This is a genomic window from Caballeronia fortuita, assembly GCF_001544835.2.
Lineage (GTDB): Bacteria > Pseudomonadota > Gammaproteobacteria > Burkholderiales > Burkholderiaceae > Caballeronia > Caballeronia fortuita.
This window is the reverse complement of sequence record NZ_FCNX02000010.1, coordinates 248,243-264,494: the sequence shown is the minus strand read 5'-3', so window position 1 is coordinate 264,494 and position 16,252 is coordinate 248,243. Positions and strand designations below refer to the sequence as shown.

The 16,252-nt window shown below is 63.3% G+C and carries 18 protein-coding genes; 16 read left to right on the top strand and 2 right to left on the bottom strand.

Going from position 1 to position 16,252, the window contains the following annotated elements; translation table 11 throughout:
- Positions 1–720 (bottom strand): SAM-dependent methyltransferase, encoded by a 720-nt coding sequence (locus tag AWB77_RS20650; RefSeq protein ID WP_061136296.1) that lies wholly within the window; start codon positions 718–720, stop codon positions 1–3.
- Positions 717–1,337, bottom strand: coding sequence for a Maf-like protein (locus AWB77_RS20645; protein ID WP_061136295.1), 621 nt, complete (start codon positions 1,335–1,337; stop codon positions 717–719). Before AWB77_RS20645 ends, AWB77_RS20650 begins: the two co-directional genes overlap by 4 nt.
- Before the next feature lie 317 nt (positions 1,338–1,654).
- Between AWB77_RS20645 and AWB77_RS20640 the strand changes: the two genes are divergently transcribed.
- The 16 genes from AWB77_RS20640 (at position 1,655) to lepB (ending at position 16,197) form a co-directional block, all read left to right on the top strand.
- Complete coding sequence (locus tag AWB77_RS20640; protein WP_061136294.1) at positions 1,655–2,278, top strand: DUF177 domain-containing protein; 624 nt, start codon at positions 1,655–1,657, stop codon at positions 2,276–2,278.
- 119 nt (positions 2,279–2,397) lie between these two features.
- On the top strand, positions 2,398–2,577 hold the full coding sequence (gene rpmF / locus AWB77_RS20635; protein ID WP_035501683.1) for a 50S ribosomal protein L32: 180 nt from the start codon (positions 2,398–2,400) through the stop codon (positions 2,575–2,577).
- 138 nt (positions 2,578–2,715) lie between these two features.
- The gene (plsX, locus tag AWB77_RS20630; protein WP_061136293.1) at positions 2,716–3,888 is read left to right on the top strand and encodes a phosphate acyltransferase PlsX; all 1,173 of its coding nucleotides are present in this window, start codon (positions 2,716–2,718) and stop codon (positions 3,886–3,888) included.
- Positions 3,888–4,877 (top strand): beta-ketoacyl-ACP synthase III, encoded by a 990-nt coding sequence (locus tag AWB77_RS20625; protein WP_061136292.1) that lies wholly within the window; start codon positions 3,888–3,890, stop codon positions 4,875–4,877. The genes plsX and AWB77_RS20625 overlap by 1 nt, the downstream gene beginning before the upstream one ends.
- A gap of 120 nt (positions 4,878–4,997) precedes the next feature.
- The gene (gene fabD, locus AWB77_RS20620) at positions 4,998–5,930 is read left to right on the top strand and encodes an ACP S-malonyltransferase (RefSeq protein ID WP_061136374.1); all 933 of its coding nucleotides are present in this window, start codon (positions 4,998–5,000) and stop codon (positions 5,928–5,930) included.
- A gap of 11 nt (positions 5,931–5,941) precedes the next feature.
- Entirely contained in the window at positions 5,942–6,682 is a 741-nt protein-coding gene (gene fabG / locus AWB77_RS20615; RefSeq protein WP_061136291.1) for a 3-oxoacyl-ACP reductase FabG, read from the top strand.
- Between the two features lie 249 nt (positions 6,683–6,931).
- Complete coding sequence (gene acpP, locus AWB77_RS20610; protein WP_004197638.1) at positions 6,932–7,171, top strand: acyl carrier protein; 240 nt, start codon at positions 6,932–6,934, stop codon at positions 7,169–7,171.
- A 143-nt stretch (positions 7,172–7,314) separates the two neighbouring features.
- Positions 7,315–8,553 (top strand): beta-ketoacyl-ACP synthase II, encoded by a 1,239-nt coding sequence (fabF, locus tag AWB77_RS20605; RefSeq protein WP_061136290.1) that lies wholly within the window; start codon positions 7,315–7,317, stop codon positions 8,551–8,553.
- Between the two features lie 31 nt (positions 8,554–8,584).
- On the top strand, positions 8,585–9,040 hold the full coding sequence (locus AWB77_RS37325) for a protein YgfX (protein ID WP_061136289.1): 456 nt from the start codon (positions 8,585–8,587) through the stop codon (positions 9,038–9,040).
- Positions 9,041–9,135: 95 nt separating this feature from the next.
- A complete protein-coding gene (gene rpoE / locus AWB77_RS20595) occupies positions 9,136–9,735 on the top strand; it encodes an RNA polymerase sigma factor RpoE (RefSeq protein ID WP_008342103.1) in 600 nt (199 codons plus the stop codon).
- An 80-nt stretch (positions 9,736–9,815) separates the two neighbouring features.
- The gene (locus AWB77_RS20590) at positions 9,816–10,451 is read left to right on the top strand and encodes a sigma-E factor negative regulatory protein (RefSeq protein WP_061136373.1); all 636 of its coding nucleotides are present in this window, start codon (positions 9,816–9,818) and stop codon (positions 10,449–10,451) included.
- Between the two features lie 4 nt (positions 10,452–10,455).
- Entirely contained in the window at positions 10,456–11,499 is a 1,044-nt protein-coding gene (locus tag AWB77_RS20585; protein ID WP_061136372.1) for a MucB/RseB family sigma factor regulatory protein, read from the top strand.
- A 22-nt stretch (positions 11,500–11,521) separates the two neighbouring features.
- A complete protein-coding gene (locus tag AWB77_RS20580; protein WP_061136288.1) occupies positions 11,522–13,069 on the top strand; it encodes a DegQ family serine endoprotease in 1,548 nt (515 codons plus the stop codon).
- 5 nt (positions 13,070–13,074) lie between these two features.
- Positions 13,075–13,335, top strand: a complete 261-nt coding sequence (locus tag AWB77_RS20575; RefSeq protein ID WP_061136287.1) for a glutaredoxin family protein — start codon at positions 13,075–13,077, stop codon at positions 13,333–13,335.
- Positions 13,336–13,468: 133 nt separating this feature from the next.
- Positions 13,469–15,259: a translation elongation factor 4 gene (lepA, locus tag AWB77_RS20570; RefSeq protein WP_061136286.1), complete on the top strand. Its 1,791-nt coding sequence runs from the start codon at positions 13,469–13,471 to the stop codon at positions 15,257–15,259.
- A gap of 44 nt (positions 15,260–15,303) precedes the next feature.
- The gene (gene lepB, locus AWB77_RS20565) at positions 15,304–16,197 is read left to right on the top strand and encodes a signal peptidase I (protein ID WP_061136285.1); all 894 of its coding nucleotides are present in this window, start codon (positions 15,304–15,306) and stop codon (positions 16,195–16,197) included.
- Positions 16,198–16,252 lie beyond the last annotated feature (55 nt).

The window sequence follows — 16,252 nt, the reverse complement described above, 5'->3', positions numbered from 1 at the left end:
CTACGACGCGAGCAGCAGGAAGATCGCCGGCCGCTTGTGCAGATCCGGCGCGGCCTGCTTCTTCCAGTCGGACGCCGTGCGCGTCACGATGTTTTCGCCCGGCAGAGTCAGATCGACCGCGACGCAGATCAACGTCGATGGCGCGCAGGACACGACGAGCGTGTCGAGCATCGCCTTGTTGCGATAGGGCGTCTCGATGAAAATCTGCGTCTGATTCGCCTTGCGCGACAGTTGCTCCAGCTCGCGCAGGCGCTTCGCGCGCTCGCCGGCATCGACCGGCAGATAGCCGTTGAACGCGAAGCTCTGGCCGTTCATGCCCGAGGCCATCAGCGCGAGCAGGATCGAACTTGGTCCGACGAACGGCACGACCTTCACGCCGCGCTGATGCGCGCGCCGCACGAGCAGCGCGCCCGGATCGGCGACGGCGGGGCAGCCGGCCTCCGACACGAGGCCCGCGTCCGTGCCCGCCAGAATCGGCGCGAGCAGCCGGTCGATCTCGGCGGGCGGCGTGTTGACGTTGAGTTCGCGCACTTCGATTTCCTGAATCGGCCGTTCGGTGCCCACTTTCTTCAGGAAAGCGCGCGTCGTTTTCGCGTTTTCGCCGATGTAGTACGCGAGCGCGGCGGCCTGCGCGCGCACCGGTTCGGGCAGCACGTGCGCGAGCGCAGCGGCGTCGCCGTCGCCGAGTGTGTTCGGGATCAGATAAAGAATGCCGCTCATGCCGCCTCCAGAACCGGAAAGCCGGCGTTCGCGAGCATGCCGGTCAGCGCGATGAGCGGCAAACCAATGAGCGCGGTCGGATCGTCGGACTCGATCGCTTCGAGCAATGCGATGCCCAGGCCCTCGGCTTTGGCGCTGCCCGCGCAGTCGTAGGGCGTTTCGGCGCGCAAGTACGTCTCGATCTGCGCGTCGGAATAGCGGCGGAATCGCACGCGCGTGACGATATCGGCGGATTGCGCGTGGCCCGTGCGGCTGTCGAAGAGACACAGCGCGCTGTGAAATTCGACGCTGCGTCCGCGCATCGCCTGAAGCTGCGCGACGGCTTTTGCGTGCGTGCCGGGCTTGCCGATCTGCTGCCCGTCGAAGGTCGCGACCTGATCGGAGCCAATGACGAGTGCGCCGATGCCGTCATCGCCGATCCGTTCGGCGGCGGCACGCGCCTTGGCGATCGAGAGCCGCACGGCGGTCGATTCGGGCGTTTCGCCGGCGAGCGGCGTTTCGTCGATATCGGGCGAAACGGCGTCGAACGGAATGCGCAGGCGTTCGAGCAGTTCGCGCCGGTAAGGTGAACTGGACGCCAGAATCAGGCGCGGCGGCGTTTTCGGAGCTTCGGACATGGAGCGGGGCGGACAAAAAAAGGTGTAAAAACGACGGGCTGCGCTTCTGCTCTTAAGTATTTGACTCGAAAGAACAAAGCCGATATGATTTTGGGCTTTTCATCGGTACGTGCGTGGATGAAGGCTCACCCCGACGCCGATGAAGCCGGTCGAGCCTCAGCGTCAGGCAGCACGAATGCACGAGTAAGCACGAATGCCGGCCAGATGCAAATTCGGGCAAGCCACGCCTGCATCGAAGCTGCATTTAAGTCGAGCCGCGGTGCATACTGAGCACTCACCGGTAGCATCAACCCAAGCAAGGCCAAGCAGGAGCGCACATGACTCAGAATCCTGGCAAACCTGTGAGCCCCGCCGATCTGCGCGCGCTCGACATTTTCGAATTCGCCAAGAGCGGCAGGCAGGCGGCCGGCGCGCTGCGCGTGTCGCAGATGCCGCGCATGTTAGCCGAAGTGCCGGCCGATGTGCCAGACCGCGATACCGTATTCACCTGGCAGGGCGAGGGCTCGACCCAACCGGAACTGCAGGACGACGGCACGGAAGCGCCGCAGCCGTACCTTCGTCTCGCGGTGCACGGTTCGGTGTGGCTCACGTGTCAGCGCTGCCTTCAGCCGTATTCGCAACATCTCGATGTCGATGCAACCTATCGGATCGTGGCGACGGAAGAAGAGGCGGACGAATTTCCGCTCGACGACGATGAAGTCGAAGTGATCGTAGGCTCGCGCCAGTTCGATCTCGTCGACTTGATCGAAGAGGAGTTGTTGCTGTCCTTGCCGCTCGTGCCCAAGCACGGCGTGTGTCCCGAGACGCATGAAAGTCTGCTTCCGGGCGCGGCGGGCGACGAGCCGGACGAAAGCGGTGCGGCGGACGAGGACGAAAAGCCGAATCCTTTTGCCGTCCTGGAAAAGCTCAAACCGGGCGGTTCCGACGGCAAGAAGCACTGAGATGATTTTGTAGCACGCAACAAACTGGTAGCGCGATGTGCGCACCCGATGGCCGAACGGCCGAGGGCTGTCGGCGGATCGGGCTGTGTTAGAATTCGCAAAATTTTTCTGGAGTAATCATGGCAGTTCAGCAAAACAAGAAGTCGCCGTCGAAGCGCGGCATGCACCGTTCCCACGACTTCCTCACGACGGCTCCGCTGGCTGTCGAGCCGAGCACGGGTGAAGTGCATCTGCGCCACCACGTGAGCCCGAACGGCTACTATCGTGGCAAGAAAGTCATCAAGACGAAGAACGACTAAGCGTTCATTGACGCTCGTTGCGCCCGCTGAATCCGTTCTGCGGGTGCGTGGGCGCAACTCGCTCTTGATACTTTCCCGGTACGACGAGAACGCGGCATTTCATTGCCGCTTTTTTGTGTCCGAAAATCGTCGCTTTCCATGACTGTAAAGATAACCATCGACTGCATGGGAGGCGACCACGGTCCGGCCGTAACCGTCCCCGCTGCCGTCAGTTTCGTGCGCTCGCATCCTGACGCGCATCTGATGCTCGTCGGTCTCGAGCAGCCCATTCGCGCCCAGCTCAAGAAGTGCAAGGCTTCCGACGAGCCGCGTCTTTCCGTCGTCGCCGCCAGCGAAGTCGTCGCGATGGACGATCCGGTCGAAGTCGCGCTGCGCAAGAAAAAGGATTCGTCGATGCGCGTCGCGTTGAACCTCGTCAAAGAGGGCGAGGCGCAGACCTGCATTTCCGCTGGCAATACCGGCGCGCTCATGGCAGTGTCGCGCTATGTGCTGAAGACGCTCGCGGGCATCGAGCGCCCGGCCATCGCGTTCGCGATGCCGAGCCAGAAGGGCTACACCACCGTGCTCGACCTGGGCGCTAACGTCGATTGCGAACCCGGGCATCTGCTGCAATTCGCCGAAATGGGCCACGCGCTCGTATCGGCGATCGAAGGGCGAGAGCGGCCGACCATCGGCCTGCTCAACATCGGCGAAGAAGTCATCAAGGGCAACGAAACGATCAAGCGCGCGGGCGAACTGCTGCGCGCGAGCACGCTCAATTTCTACGGCAACGTGGAAGGCAACGACATCTATAAAGGCACGACCGATGTCGTCGTGTGCGATGGCTTCGTCGGCAATGTCGCGTTGAAGACCTCCGAGGGTCTCGCGAAAATGCTCGCCGACATGATCAAGGAAGAGTTCAGCCGCAACTTCGCCTCCAAGCTGATGGCGCTCGTCGCGCTGCCCGTGCTCAAGCGTTTCAAAAAGCGCGTCGATCCCGCGCAATATAATGGCGCGGCGTTGCTCGGCCTGCGCGGCCTCGTCATCAAAAGTCACGGTTCGGCCGAGGCCTTCGGGTTTGAGTGGGCTATCAAACGCGGGTATGATGCCGTCAAAAATGGCGTGCTCGAACGTCTGGTGCGCGCGATGGAAGAGAACGCTCCGGCCGCGCGCGAGGCGGACTCGAACGTTTCCGCATCGGCGGCGGATCGGTCCGTCGAGCAGAGCGCTTCATCGCCCGCTTCACAGCCAGACTCACAGCCAGACTCACAGCCAAACTCGCAGCCGAACCCGCCGGGCGAGTCCGGAACTGCGCTACATTCGAAGGCATAATGGCTCAATCCAATCTTTACTCTCGCGTGCTGGGCACCGGCAGCTATCTGCCGTCCGAGCGTGTCACGAATCAGGATCTGGCGGATCGTCTCGCAAAGCAGGGCGTCGAGACGAATGACGAATGGATCGTCGCGCGCACCGGCATTCATGCGCGCCACTTCGCCGCGCCGGACCAGACCACGAGCGATCTCGCGCTGATCGCGTCGCAGAAGGCTATCGAAGCGGCGGGCATCGATCCTCAATCGATCGATCTGATCATCGTCGCGACCTCGACGCCGGACTTCGTGTTTCCGAGCACGGCGTGCCTGCTTCAGAACAAGCTCGGCATCAAGAACAACGGTGCGGCCTTCGACGTGCAGGCCGTGTGCTCCGGCTTCGCCTACGGCGTCGCGACGGCGGACAGCTTCATTCGCAGCGGCATGAATCGCACGGCGCTGGTCGTCGGCGCGGAAACGTTCTCGCGCATCCTCGATTTCAACGATCGCACCACGTGCGTGCTGTTCGGCGACGGCGCGGGCGCGGTCATCCTGCAAGCCTCCGACGAGCCGGGCGTGCTGTCGAGCGCGTTGCACGCGGACGGCAGCTATTCCGACATTCTCTGCACGCCGGGCAACGTGAACGGCGGCGTGGTTCAGGGCAGCGCGTTCCTGCACATGGACGGCCAGGCGGTGTTCAAGCTCGCGGTCAACGTGCTCGAAAAGGTCGCGCTCGAAGCGCTCGACAAGGCGCAGCTCACGCCGGAAGACATTAACTGGCTCATCCCGCATCAGGCCAATATCCGCATCATGCAGAGCACGGCGCGCAAGCTGCGGCTGCCGGCGGAGCGCATGGTCGTGACGGTCGGCGAGCACGGCAACACGTCGGCGGCGTCGATTCCGCTCGCGCTCGACGTCGCGGTGCGCGACGGCCGCATCAAGCGCGGCGACAACATTCTCATCGAAGGCGTGGGCGGCGGCTTCACGTGGGGCGCGTCGGTCATCCGCTACTGATCCGCCGATCAAATCCCTCTACCTATTCGTAACTGATCCCTCTTCATCGCCGGCTTCGCGCGCTCGCTCAGCGCGCGGTCCGTGAAGGCATCGCGGATCATTCCAATCAACGAGGACGATATGAAATTTGCGTTCGTTTTCCCCGGACAGGGTTCGCAGTCGATCGGCATGCTCAATGCATTCGCCGATCACGCCGTCGTGCGCGAAACCGTGCAGCAGGCATCCGATGCGCTCGGACAGGATCTCGGCAAACTGATCGCCGAAGGTCCGGCCGAAGAACTGAATCTGACGACGAACACGCAGCCCGTCATGCTGACGGCGGCGTACGCGATCTATCGCGTGTGGGAGAAGGAAACCGGTCCGAAGCCGGCGCTCGTCGCGGGCCACAGCCTGGGCGAATACACGGCGCTCGTCGCGGCAGGCGCGCTCGATTTCGCGGACGCCGTGCCGCTCGTGCGTTTTCGCGCGCAGGCGATGCAACGCGCCGTGCCGGTAGGCGAAGGCGGCATGGCCGCGGTCCTCGGTCTCGACGACGACACCGTGCGCGCCGTGTGCGCCGAAGCGTCGTCGGCGGGTGTTGTCGAAGCGGTGAACTTCAACGCGCCCGCGCAGGTGGTCATCGCCGGCGCGAAGGCGGCCGTCGAGAAGGCGTGCGAAGTGGCAAAGGCGAAGGGCGCGAAGCGCGCGCTGCCGCTGCCGGTTTCCGCGCCGTTTCACTCGTCGCTGCTCAAGCCCGCGTCGGACAAACTGCGCGAGTATCTCGCCAAGATCGACATCAAGGCGCCGCAGATTCCGCTGATCAATAACGTCGATGTCGCGATCGTCTCCGATCCCGCCGCGATCAAGGACGCGCTGGTGCGTCAGGCCGCCGGCCCGGTGCGCTGGGTCGAATGCGTTCAGGCGATGGCAAAGGACGGCGTCACGCACGTCATCGAATGCGGTCCGGGCAAGGTGCTCGCGGGTCTGACGAAGCGTATCGACGGCGCGCTCGTCGGCGGTTCGATCTTCGATCCGGCATCGCTCGAAGAAACGCGCAAACTGATCGCAGGCTGAGGACGAACATCATGAATCTGGACAAGCAAGTAGCTATCGTCACGGGCGCGTCGCGCGGAATCGGGCGCGCGATCGCGCTCGAGCTCGCGAAGCAGGGCGCGACGGTCATCGGCACGGCGACGAGCGAGAGCGGCGCGGCGGGCATCGGCGAAGCGTTGCAGCAGGCGAGCGGCAAGGGCCGCGGCGCGGTGCTGAACGTGAACGACGCCGCCGCGGCAGACGCGTTCATCGACGGCATCGTCAAGGAATTCGGCGGGCTGAACGTGCTGGTGAACAACGCGGGCATTACGAAGGATCAACTCGCGATGCGCATGAAGGACGACGAGTTCGACGCCGTCATCGATACGAACCTGCGCGCCGTATTCCGTTTGTCGCGCGCGGTGCTGCGCCCGATGATGAAGGCGCGCGGCGGCCGCATCATCAACATCACGTCGGTGGTGGGCTCGTCGGGCAATCCCGGCCAGGCCAACTACGCAGCGGCAAAGGCCGGCGTCGCCGGGATGACGCGTGCGCTCGCGCGCGAGATCGGCAGCCGCGGCATCACCGTGAACTGCATCGCGCCGGGTTTCATCGACACCGACATGACCAAGGTTCTGCCGGAAGAGCAGCGCACCGCGCTCACCGCGTCTATCCCGCTCGGCCGACTGGGCAGCCCGGAAGATATCGCGCATGCTGTGGCGTTTCTGGCGTCGCCGTTTGCCGGCTACATCACGGGTACGACGCTGCACGTGAACGGCGGCATGTACATGTAAGGCCTCGATAGGCATTTCGCAGAATTTCGCTTAATATCCGCGCCGGGACGGGCGCGCAAAATGCTCGAATCAGCATCGTGCGCACCGCTTTCGCGCGACAGTGAAGAATCGATGCAAGGCCGCCGGCAGCCACTTGATGAAGCGCACCGGACGGCGGAGCATGGAACTGACGCGCCGTATTTTGCGGGTCCAAACCTGATAAAATGCGCGCACTTGTATTTTTGAACTTTTTTCCCCTCGGAGGGCTGCATGGACAACATCGAACAGCGCGTGAAGAAGATCGTCGCCGAACAACTGGGCGTGGCGGAAGCCGAAATCAAGAACGAAGCATCGTTCGTGAACGATCTGGGCGCTGACTCGCTCGATACGGTCGAACTCGTCATGGCGCTGGAAGACGAATTCGGCATGGAAATTCCCGATGAAGAGGCCGAAAAGATCACCACGGTTCAGCAAGCGATCGACTACGCTCGCGCAAACGTCAAGGCCTAAGGCCGGACGCGCCAGCGACTCATCGCTCGAACAGCGGATGCTTCGTCGCTGCAAACCGATTTGACAGCCACAGGGCACACAGGGCGCTTTCCTGTGGCCGCTGTGGCTTTTGTTTTTCGTCATTTTATGGATAAGGGGTTACCGTGAGCCGTCGTCGAGTTGTTGTTACAGGCCTGGGGCTCGTTTCGCCTGTCGGCAATACTGTTGCCGACGGCTGGGCCAATCTGGTCGCGGGCAAGTCGGGCATCGCCAATATCACGAAGTTCGACGCGACGAATTTTTCGACGCGTTTCGCCGGCGAGGTGAAGGGCTTCAACATCGAGGATTACATGCCCGCCAAAGAGGCCCGCCATATGGATACCTTCATCCATTACGGCTTCGCCGCGGGCGTCCAGGCCATGCAGGACAGCGGCCTCGAAATCACCGATGAAAACTCGGAGCGCGTAGGCGTGGTGGTCGGCTCGGGCATCGGCGGTCTGCCGATGATCGAAGTCACGCAGACCGAACTGCTCAATCGCGGTCCGCGCCGCATCTCGCCGTTCTTCGTGCCGGCGTCGATCATCAACATGATCTCCGGCCATCTGTCGATCCGCTTCGGCTTCAAAGGCCCGAACCTGTCGATGGTCACCGCCTGCACGACCGGCCTGCACTGCATCGGCGAGGCATCGCGCCTGATCGAGTACGGCGACGCCGACGTGATGATCGCGGGCGGTGCGGAGGCCACGGTTTCCCCGCTCGGCATCGGCGGCTTTGCGGCGGCGCGCGCGCTGTCGCAGCGTAACGACGATCCCGCCACCGCGAGCCGTCCGTGGGACACCGACCGCGACGGCTTCGTGCTCGGCGAAGGCGCGGGCGTGATGGTGCTCGAGGAGTACGAGCACGCGAAGAAGCGCGGCGCGAAGATCTACGCCGAAGTGCTCGGCTACGGCATGAGCGGCGACGCGTATCACATGACCGCGCCGCCGGAAGACGGCGACGGCGGCCGCCGCGCGATGGTCAACGCGATGAAGAACGCGCAGGTCAACGCGGATCAGGTGAACTACGTCAACGCGCACGGCACGTCGACGCCGCTCGGCGACATCGCGGAAACCATCGGCATCAAGCGCGCGCTTGGCGATGCGTCGAAAAACGTCGTCGTCAACTCGACCAAGTCGATGACCGGCCACTTGCTGGGTGGCGCGGGCGGGCTGGAGTCGGTGTTCACCGTGCTGGCGATCCACAATCAGGTGTCGCCGCCGACCATCAACATCTTCAACCAGGATCCGAAGTGCGACCTGGATTACTGCGCGAACACCGCGCGGGAAATGAAGATCGACGTGGCGGTGAAGAACTCGTTCGGCTTCGGCGGCACGAACGGCTCGCTCGTCTTCAAGCGTCACTGAGCCCGGCGCGCTCGTCGTCACGGAGATCGATATGGCGGGCGCGTGGGTGGATCGGCCGCATCGTGACGCAAGCGTCGCGCTGCGGCCTTCGCGTTTCTTGCGAAGCGCGATAGTCGGGTTCGGGGCCGTCGCGGGTGCGTCGGTATTCCAATGCGTTTTCGCTCACGTCGAGCACGCCGGGCCTGCCGTCGTCGCCAGCGCAAGCGTGCTTGCCACGCTCGGGCTCGCGTCGTATCGATGGATGCGCGCCCAGCCATCCGCGATCACGCTGCTTTCCGACGGTCTCGCGATCAGCCACCGCGGCGGCGAAACGCGGCATACGCGCATCGCGGGCCTCGCGCAGTGGAGCGGCAAGCTTCTCGCGCTGACGCTCGTCGATACGCGTGAGCGGCGCAAAACGCTCCTCGTCGCTGCCGATTCCATCGACGCCGACACCTTCCGCCGGCTCTCCGTGCACGCTCGCCGCGCCGCCGCGTCTCACCTGTAACGACTGTAACGGCGCATGAGCGTTCCGGTCCCCTTACAGGCGGTAACGCTACAATAGCCGTCCGCGCAACACCCCAAGTTAAACGGATTTCCCAGGTGAGCGAAAAAGAAATCGACCAATTGCTGGTCGAACGTGTGCAGAAAGGCGACAAGGCCGCGTTCGAACTGCTGGTCGCCAAATACCACCGCAAGATCATTCGACTGATCTCGCGCCTCGTGCGCGACCCCGCCGAGGTCGAGGACGTCGCCCAGGACGCCTTCATCAAGGCTTACCGCGCGCTGCCGCAGTTTCGCGGCGAATCGGCGTTTTACACCTGGCTTTATCGCATCGCTGTCAATACGGCAAAAAACTATCTTGCAACTCAAGGCCGCCGCGCTCCCACTTCTACCGAAGCCGATGCGGAAGAAGCGGAAACTTTCTCCGACGCGGACCAACTAAGGGATATCAACACGCCCGAGTCGATGCTGATGAGCAAGCAGATCGCCCAGACGGTCAATGCCGCCATGGCATTGCTGCCCGAGGAACTGCGCACCGCCATCACGCTCCGGGAGATTGAGGGACTGAGCTACGAAGAGATCGCCGAGATGATGGATTGCCCCATCGGCACCGTCAGATCGAGAATTTTTCGTGCTCGGGAAGCCATTGCGGCAAAATTGCGTCCGTTGTTGGACACTCCCGAAGGCAAGCGCTGGTAGGCGGCGAAAACTCTCGGGGCAAGGGCGCGATATCTGGGTTGGTGGTGTCACAACGGGGTGTGGTCAAGATGGGGAGCATCATGGGGTCGGTCTCGATGCAAAATCAAGCACAGGCGGGTTCGCGCGGCGAACGCATGTCGGCATTCGTCGACGGTGAATCGCTCGATGAAATCGGAAGCATCAGCCAGTTTCTCGCGGACCTGGAAAGCGACGAGCGCGCGGCATGGTCGGCATATCACCTGATCGGCGACGCGCTGCGTTCCGACGATCTCGCGGTCAGCCCGGCGCGCAGTAGCGCATTCATGGCCGCGTTCTCGGAGCGCTTCGAAGCCGAGGCGCACGTGCTCGCGCCGGCCGCATTGCCGGCGGTGGCGGCGAAAGCGCGGGGCGGCGTGTTGCGCCGTCGCGTGATGCCGGCCTTCGCGGTCGCTGCGGCGGCAGCCACGCTGACGTGGATCGTCGTGCCGCAACTGCAGGGTGTCGACAGCCATTCCGGCGCGCAAGTGGCGAGCGTCGCTCAGGCGGATTCGGTGCAGCGCGTGGCGCTCGCATCGGTGCCGGCGGTAACCGCGCGCACGCCGATCGTCGAGGCGAACATCATCCGCGACGCGAATCTCGATCAATATCTCGAAGCGCATCAGCAGTTCTCCCAGCAGCCCTCGATGCCCGGTTCGATGCCTCTGATCCGCGCGGCGGCTACAACGCAAGGCCAATAATTTGATGCTGAGTGTGCGGTTGAATAAAACAAGATATTGGGGGCGGCTGCCGGCGTTGATGTTCTGCGCAGCCGCGTTGTTGACGGCGGCAACGAACTCGTTCGCTCAGGGAGACGATCCCGCCGCCGCTCGCAAATCCGCCGCCACTCTGCTCAACCGCATTCACGAAGCGGCCCAGCAGCAGAATTACGAAGGCACGTTCGTCTATCAGCGCGGCGCGACGGTGCAGTCGTCGCGTATCACGCACGTCGCCACGCGCGGCGACGGCGAATACGAATCGCTCGAAAGTCTCGATGGCGCGCCGCGCAAGATGCTGCGCCACGACGACGACATGTTCACGTTCGTGCCCGAGCGGCACCTGCTCGTCGTCGAGCATCGGCAGAATCGGGATTCGTTCCCGGCGCTGCTGTCGACGAGCGGCGATCAGGTGCTCTCCGTCTACGAGCCGAAGCTGTTGGGCACGGACCGCGTCGCCGGCATCGAAAGTCAGGTGCTGGAGCTCGATCCGAAAGACGCCTATCGTTTTGCCTACAAGTTGTGGGCCGACGCTAAAACTGGCTTGCTGCTGCGCGCGCAGACGCTCGATCCGGACGGGCAAGTCCTCGAACAGCTTTCCTTCTCTCAAGTACGCATCGGCGGGCCGATCGACAAGTCGCCGATCGCGAACGGCATCCGCAGCACGTCGGGCTGGACTGTCGTGCGGCCGCCCGTGCAGCCGGTCGACATGGAAGCGCAGGGCTGGCAACTGGCGCCGAACATCGCGGGCTTTCGCAAGATTCGCGAACTGCGCCGCCCGATGGCATCGAGCCAGCAGGGACAGCCGCCGATTCCCGTCGATCAGGCCGTGTTCTCCGACGGTCTCGCGACCATCTCCGTTTTTGTCGAGCCGGTGGAGAAAAGCACGCGCAAGGAAGGCGCGGGCAATAGCGGCGCCACGCATGTTCTGGTGAAGCGTCGCGGGGATTTCTGGATCACCTTGCTGGGCGAAGTGCCGCAAGCCACATTGCAGCAATTTGCTTCTACCATAGAATACAAGCCTTCCAAGTAATCCAGATCCCGGCCTCCAACCTATGAGTAACTTCTCGCTGCGCAAGTTCATCGCGGCTGCGGCGCTCGCCGTGTGCCTGCCGTTCGTATCGCAATCTGCGTCGGCGGCGCCCACGGTGAACTTGCCGGACTTCACGACGCTCGTCGACAAGGTCGGACCGTCGGTCGTGAACATTCGCACGACTTCGCGCGTCGGCACGGGCAGCGACTTGCGCGGCCTGCCACCGGGTCTCGATGAAGGCGACATGTCCGAGTTCTTCCGGCGCTTCTTCGGCATTCCAATGCCCGGCCAGCCTCCGCGTGGCGGTGGCGGCGGTGGAGGCGGCGGCAACAATGGCGGCGGCAGTCAGGGCGATCAGGGCAAGGGCGGCAGCCGCAACGCACCGGACGACAATCAGGACAACTCGGAGCAGAGCAGCGGCGTCGGCTCGGGCTTCATCCTGTCGACGGACGGTTACGTGATGACCAACGCGCACGTCGTCGACGATGCGGACACCATCTACGTCACGCTCACCGACAAGCGCGAGTTCAAGGCGCGCCTCGTCGGCGTCGACGAGCGCACGGACGTGGCCGTCGTGAAGATCAGCGCGTCGAATCTGCCGGCGATCACCATCGGCGATTCGAACAAGGTGCGCGTCGGCGAATGGGTGCTCGCGATCGGTTCGCCGTTCGGTCTCGACAACACCGTGACCGCGGGCATCGTCAGCGCGAAGGGGCGCGATACCGGCGATTACCTGCCGTTCATCCAGACCGATGTCGCCGTGAATCCGGGTAACTCGGGCGGCCCGCTCATCAACATGGCGGGCGAGGTGATCGGCATCAACTCGCAGATTTACAGCCGCACGGGCGGTTTCATGGGCATTTCGTTCGCGATTCCGATCGACGAAGCCATGCGCGTGGCCGATCAGCTGAAGGCGTCGGGCAAGGTGGTGCGCGGGCGCATCGCGGTGGCGATCGGCGAAGTGACGAAGGACGTCGCGGATTCGCTCGGCTTGCCGAAGGCTCAGGGCGCGCTCGTATCGAGCGTCGAAGCGGGCGGCCCCGCCGACAAGGCGGGCGTGCAGCCGGGCGACATCATCCTCAAGTTCAACGGCCAGAACGTCGAGACCGCGACCGATCTGCCGCGCATGGTCGGCGACACGAAGCCTGGCACGAAGACCACGCTCACGATCTGGCGCAAGGGCCAGACGCGCGATCTCTCGATCACCGTCGCCGAAATGCAGCCGGACAAGGTCGCGAAGACCGAACAGAAGAAGGCGCCGCAGCCGAAGGAACGCGCGAGCAATTCGCTCGGCATCGCGGTGAGCGACATTCCGGCGGAGCAGCGCAAGGCGCTCAAGCTGCCGTCGGGCGGCGTGCAGGTCGATGCAGTCGAAGGGCCGGCGGCGCGCGCGGGCTTCCAGAAGGGCGACATCATCATGCGCATCGGCGACACGGATATCACGAGCGCAAAGCAGTTCCAGGAGCTCGCGCAAGGTCTCGACGCCAGCAAGATGGTCGCGATTCTCGTGCGACGCGGCGACAACACGCAGTTCGTGCCGCTGCGCCCGCGCGTGCCGGCGCAGAAGTAAGCGCGATGACTTCGAAGCCAGACGCGCCTTTCATCCTGTACGGGCGCGCCTGGTGTCATCTCTGCGATGAGATGCGGGCCGCGCTCGAGCCGATCGCCGCGCGGTACGGCAGGCCGATCGAGTGGATCGATATCGACGAAGATCCGCGGCTCACGGCCCGTTATGACGAGCTCGTGCCGGTGCTGATGCTCGATGACGTCGAGCTGTGTCACTATCGGCTCGACGCCGACGCCGTCCACGCGGCGCTGCTGGCGCGCGAGCCGTGAGGTCCGCCGAGGCGAAATCCGCCGGGACAACCCCGTTTTCGGCTAAAATGCTGAAGTTTTCCCAAAATTTTCAAGGCGTGCTCCGCATGGGTGAGGGCGCGCCTTTTTCGCTTTTTTCGGCTTGCGGCACTGAATGGACCATATTCGTAATTTCTCGATCATCGCGCACATCGACCACGGCAAGTCGACGCTCGCCGACCGCATCATCCAGTTGTGCGGCGGCCTGTCCGACCGCGAGATGGAAGCGCAGGTGCTCGATTCGATGGACCTCGAGCGCGAGCGCGGCATCACGATCAAGGCGCAAACCGCGGCGCTGACCTACAAGGCACGCGACGGCAAGGTTTACAACCTGAACCTCATCGACACGCCGGGACACGTCGACTTCTCGTACGAAGTCAGCCGTTCGCTGTCCGCGTGCGAAGGCGCGCTGCTCGTCGTCGATGCGTCGCAGGGCGTCGAGGCGCAGACCGTCGCGAACTGCTACACGGCCATCGAGCTCGGCGTCGAAGTCGTGCCGGTGCTCAACAAGATCGACTTGCCGGCGGCGAATCCGGAGAACGCGATCGCGGAAATCGAGGACGTCATCGGCATCCAGGCCGAGGACGCCGTGCATTGCAGCGCGAAGACCGGTCTGGGCGTCGAGGACGTACTCGAGTCGCTGATCGCAAAAGTGCCGCCGCCCAAGGGCGATACGGACGCGCCGCTGCAGGCGCTCATCATCGATTCGTGGTTTGACAACTACGTCGGCGTCGTGATGCTGGTGCGTATCGTCAACGGCACGCTGAAGCCGAAAGACAAGATCAAGATGATGGCGACCGGCGCGCAATATCCGGTCGAGCACGTGGGCGTGTTCGCGCCGAAGTCGACGAACCTCGCGCAATTGTCGGCGGGGCAGGTGGGCTTCGTGATCGCGGGCATCAAGGAACTGACGGCCGCGAAAGTGGGCGACACCGTCACGCTCGCGAACCGCGCCGCCGAAACGCCGCTGCCGGGCTTCAAGGAAGTGAAGCCGCAGGTGTTCGCGGGTCTCTATCCGGTCGAGGCGAACCAGTACGACGCGCTGCGCGAATCGCTCGAAAAGCTGAAGCTCAACGACGCGTCACTGCAATACGAGCCGGAAGTGTCGCAGGCGCTCGGCTTCGGCTTCCGTTGCGGCTTTCTCGGCCTTCTGCACATGGAAATCGTGCAGGAGCGGCTCGAGCGCGAGTTCGACATGGACCTCATCACCACGGCGCCGACGGTGATCTACGAAGTCGTGCAGCGCGACGGCACGACCATCTCCGTCGAGAATCCGGCCAAGATGCCGGAGCCGCCGAAGATCGAGGAAGTGCGCGAGCCGATCGTCACTGTGAACCTGTACATGCCGCAGGAATATGTCGGCTCGGTCATCACGCTGTGCACGGCCAAGCGCGGCTCGCAGATCAACATGCAGTATCACGGCCGTCAGGTGCAACTGACCTACGAAATCCCGATGGCGGAAATCGTGCTCGATTTCTTCGACCGGCTGAAGTCGACGTCGCGCGGCTATGCGTCGATGGATTACGAGTTCAAGGAATATCGCGCGGCAGATGTCGTCAAGGTCGATATGCTCATCAACGGCGACAAGGTCGACGCGCTTTCGGTCATCGTGCACCGTTCGCAGAGCCAGCATCGCGGGCGCGAAGTGGCGTCGAAGATGCGCGAGCTGATTCCGCGTCAGATGTACGACGTGGCGATCCAGGCGACCATCGGCTCGAACATCATCGCGCGCGAAAACATCAAGGCGCTGCGCAAGAACGTGCTCGCGAAGTGCTACGGCGGCGACATCACGCGCAAGAAGAAGCTGCTCGAGAAGCAGAAGGCCGGCAAGAAGCGCATGAAGCAGGTCGGCTCGGTCGAAATCCCGCAAGAGGCTTTCCTGGCGATTCTGCGCGTCGACGAATGACGCGGGCGCCGCAAGGCAAACAACGATAACAACCGAAGCGTTTGATGAATTTCGCACTGATTCTTTTGATCCTCGTCGTGTTGACGGGTATTGCGTGGGTGCTGGACAAGCTGGTGTTCCTGCCGCAACGGCGCCGCGCCGCCGAGGCCGCGGTGGTCGAGTTCGACCGCCAGCAGGAGCGCGTGGGCGAGCGTTTCGCCGATGAAAACGCCACGCAGACGCGCGCCCGCCTGCGCGACGACAAACTGCGCCAGCCGTGGTGGCTCGAATACACGGCGAGCTTCTTTCCGGTGATCCTCGCGGTGTTCGTGGTGCGCTCTTTCATCATCGAGCCGTTCAAGATTCCGTCGGGCTCGATGGTGCCCACCTTGCTCGTCGGCGACTTCATCCTGGTGAACAAGTACGAATACGGCCTGCGCCTTCCGATCACCAACACGAAACTAACCAACGGCAGCCCGCTCAGGCGCGGCGATGTCGTGGTGTTCCGCTATCCGAAGGACGAATCGGTCGACTACATCAAGCGCGTGATCGGCCTGCCGGGCGATACCGTCGCGTACGAAGACAAAAAGCTCACGATCAACGGCAAGCCGGTGCCGGAAACGCCGCTGCCCGATTATTTCGACGACGAGCGCATCGGTTACGCGAAGCAGTTCGAGGAAGATCTCGACGGCCGCAAGAACGCGATCCTGAACAACCCGCAAGTGCCGCCGTTCGTCGTCGGCGCGGACGATTTCCCGTTTCGCGACAACTGCAACTACAACGCGCAGGGCGTGACGTGCAAGGTGCCGCCGGGCAACTACTTCATGATGGGCGACAACCGCGACAACAGCGCGGACAGCCGCTACTGGGGCTTCGTGCCGGACAAGAACATCGTCGGGCGCGCGTTCTTCATCTGGATGAACTTCAGTAATCTGAAGCGAATCGGCTCGTTCCAGTGACATACATGACGCCGGCTCGTCTCGTCGAGACAGCCAGCGTCGACAACGATAAAAC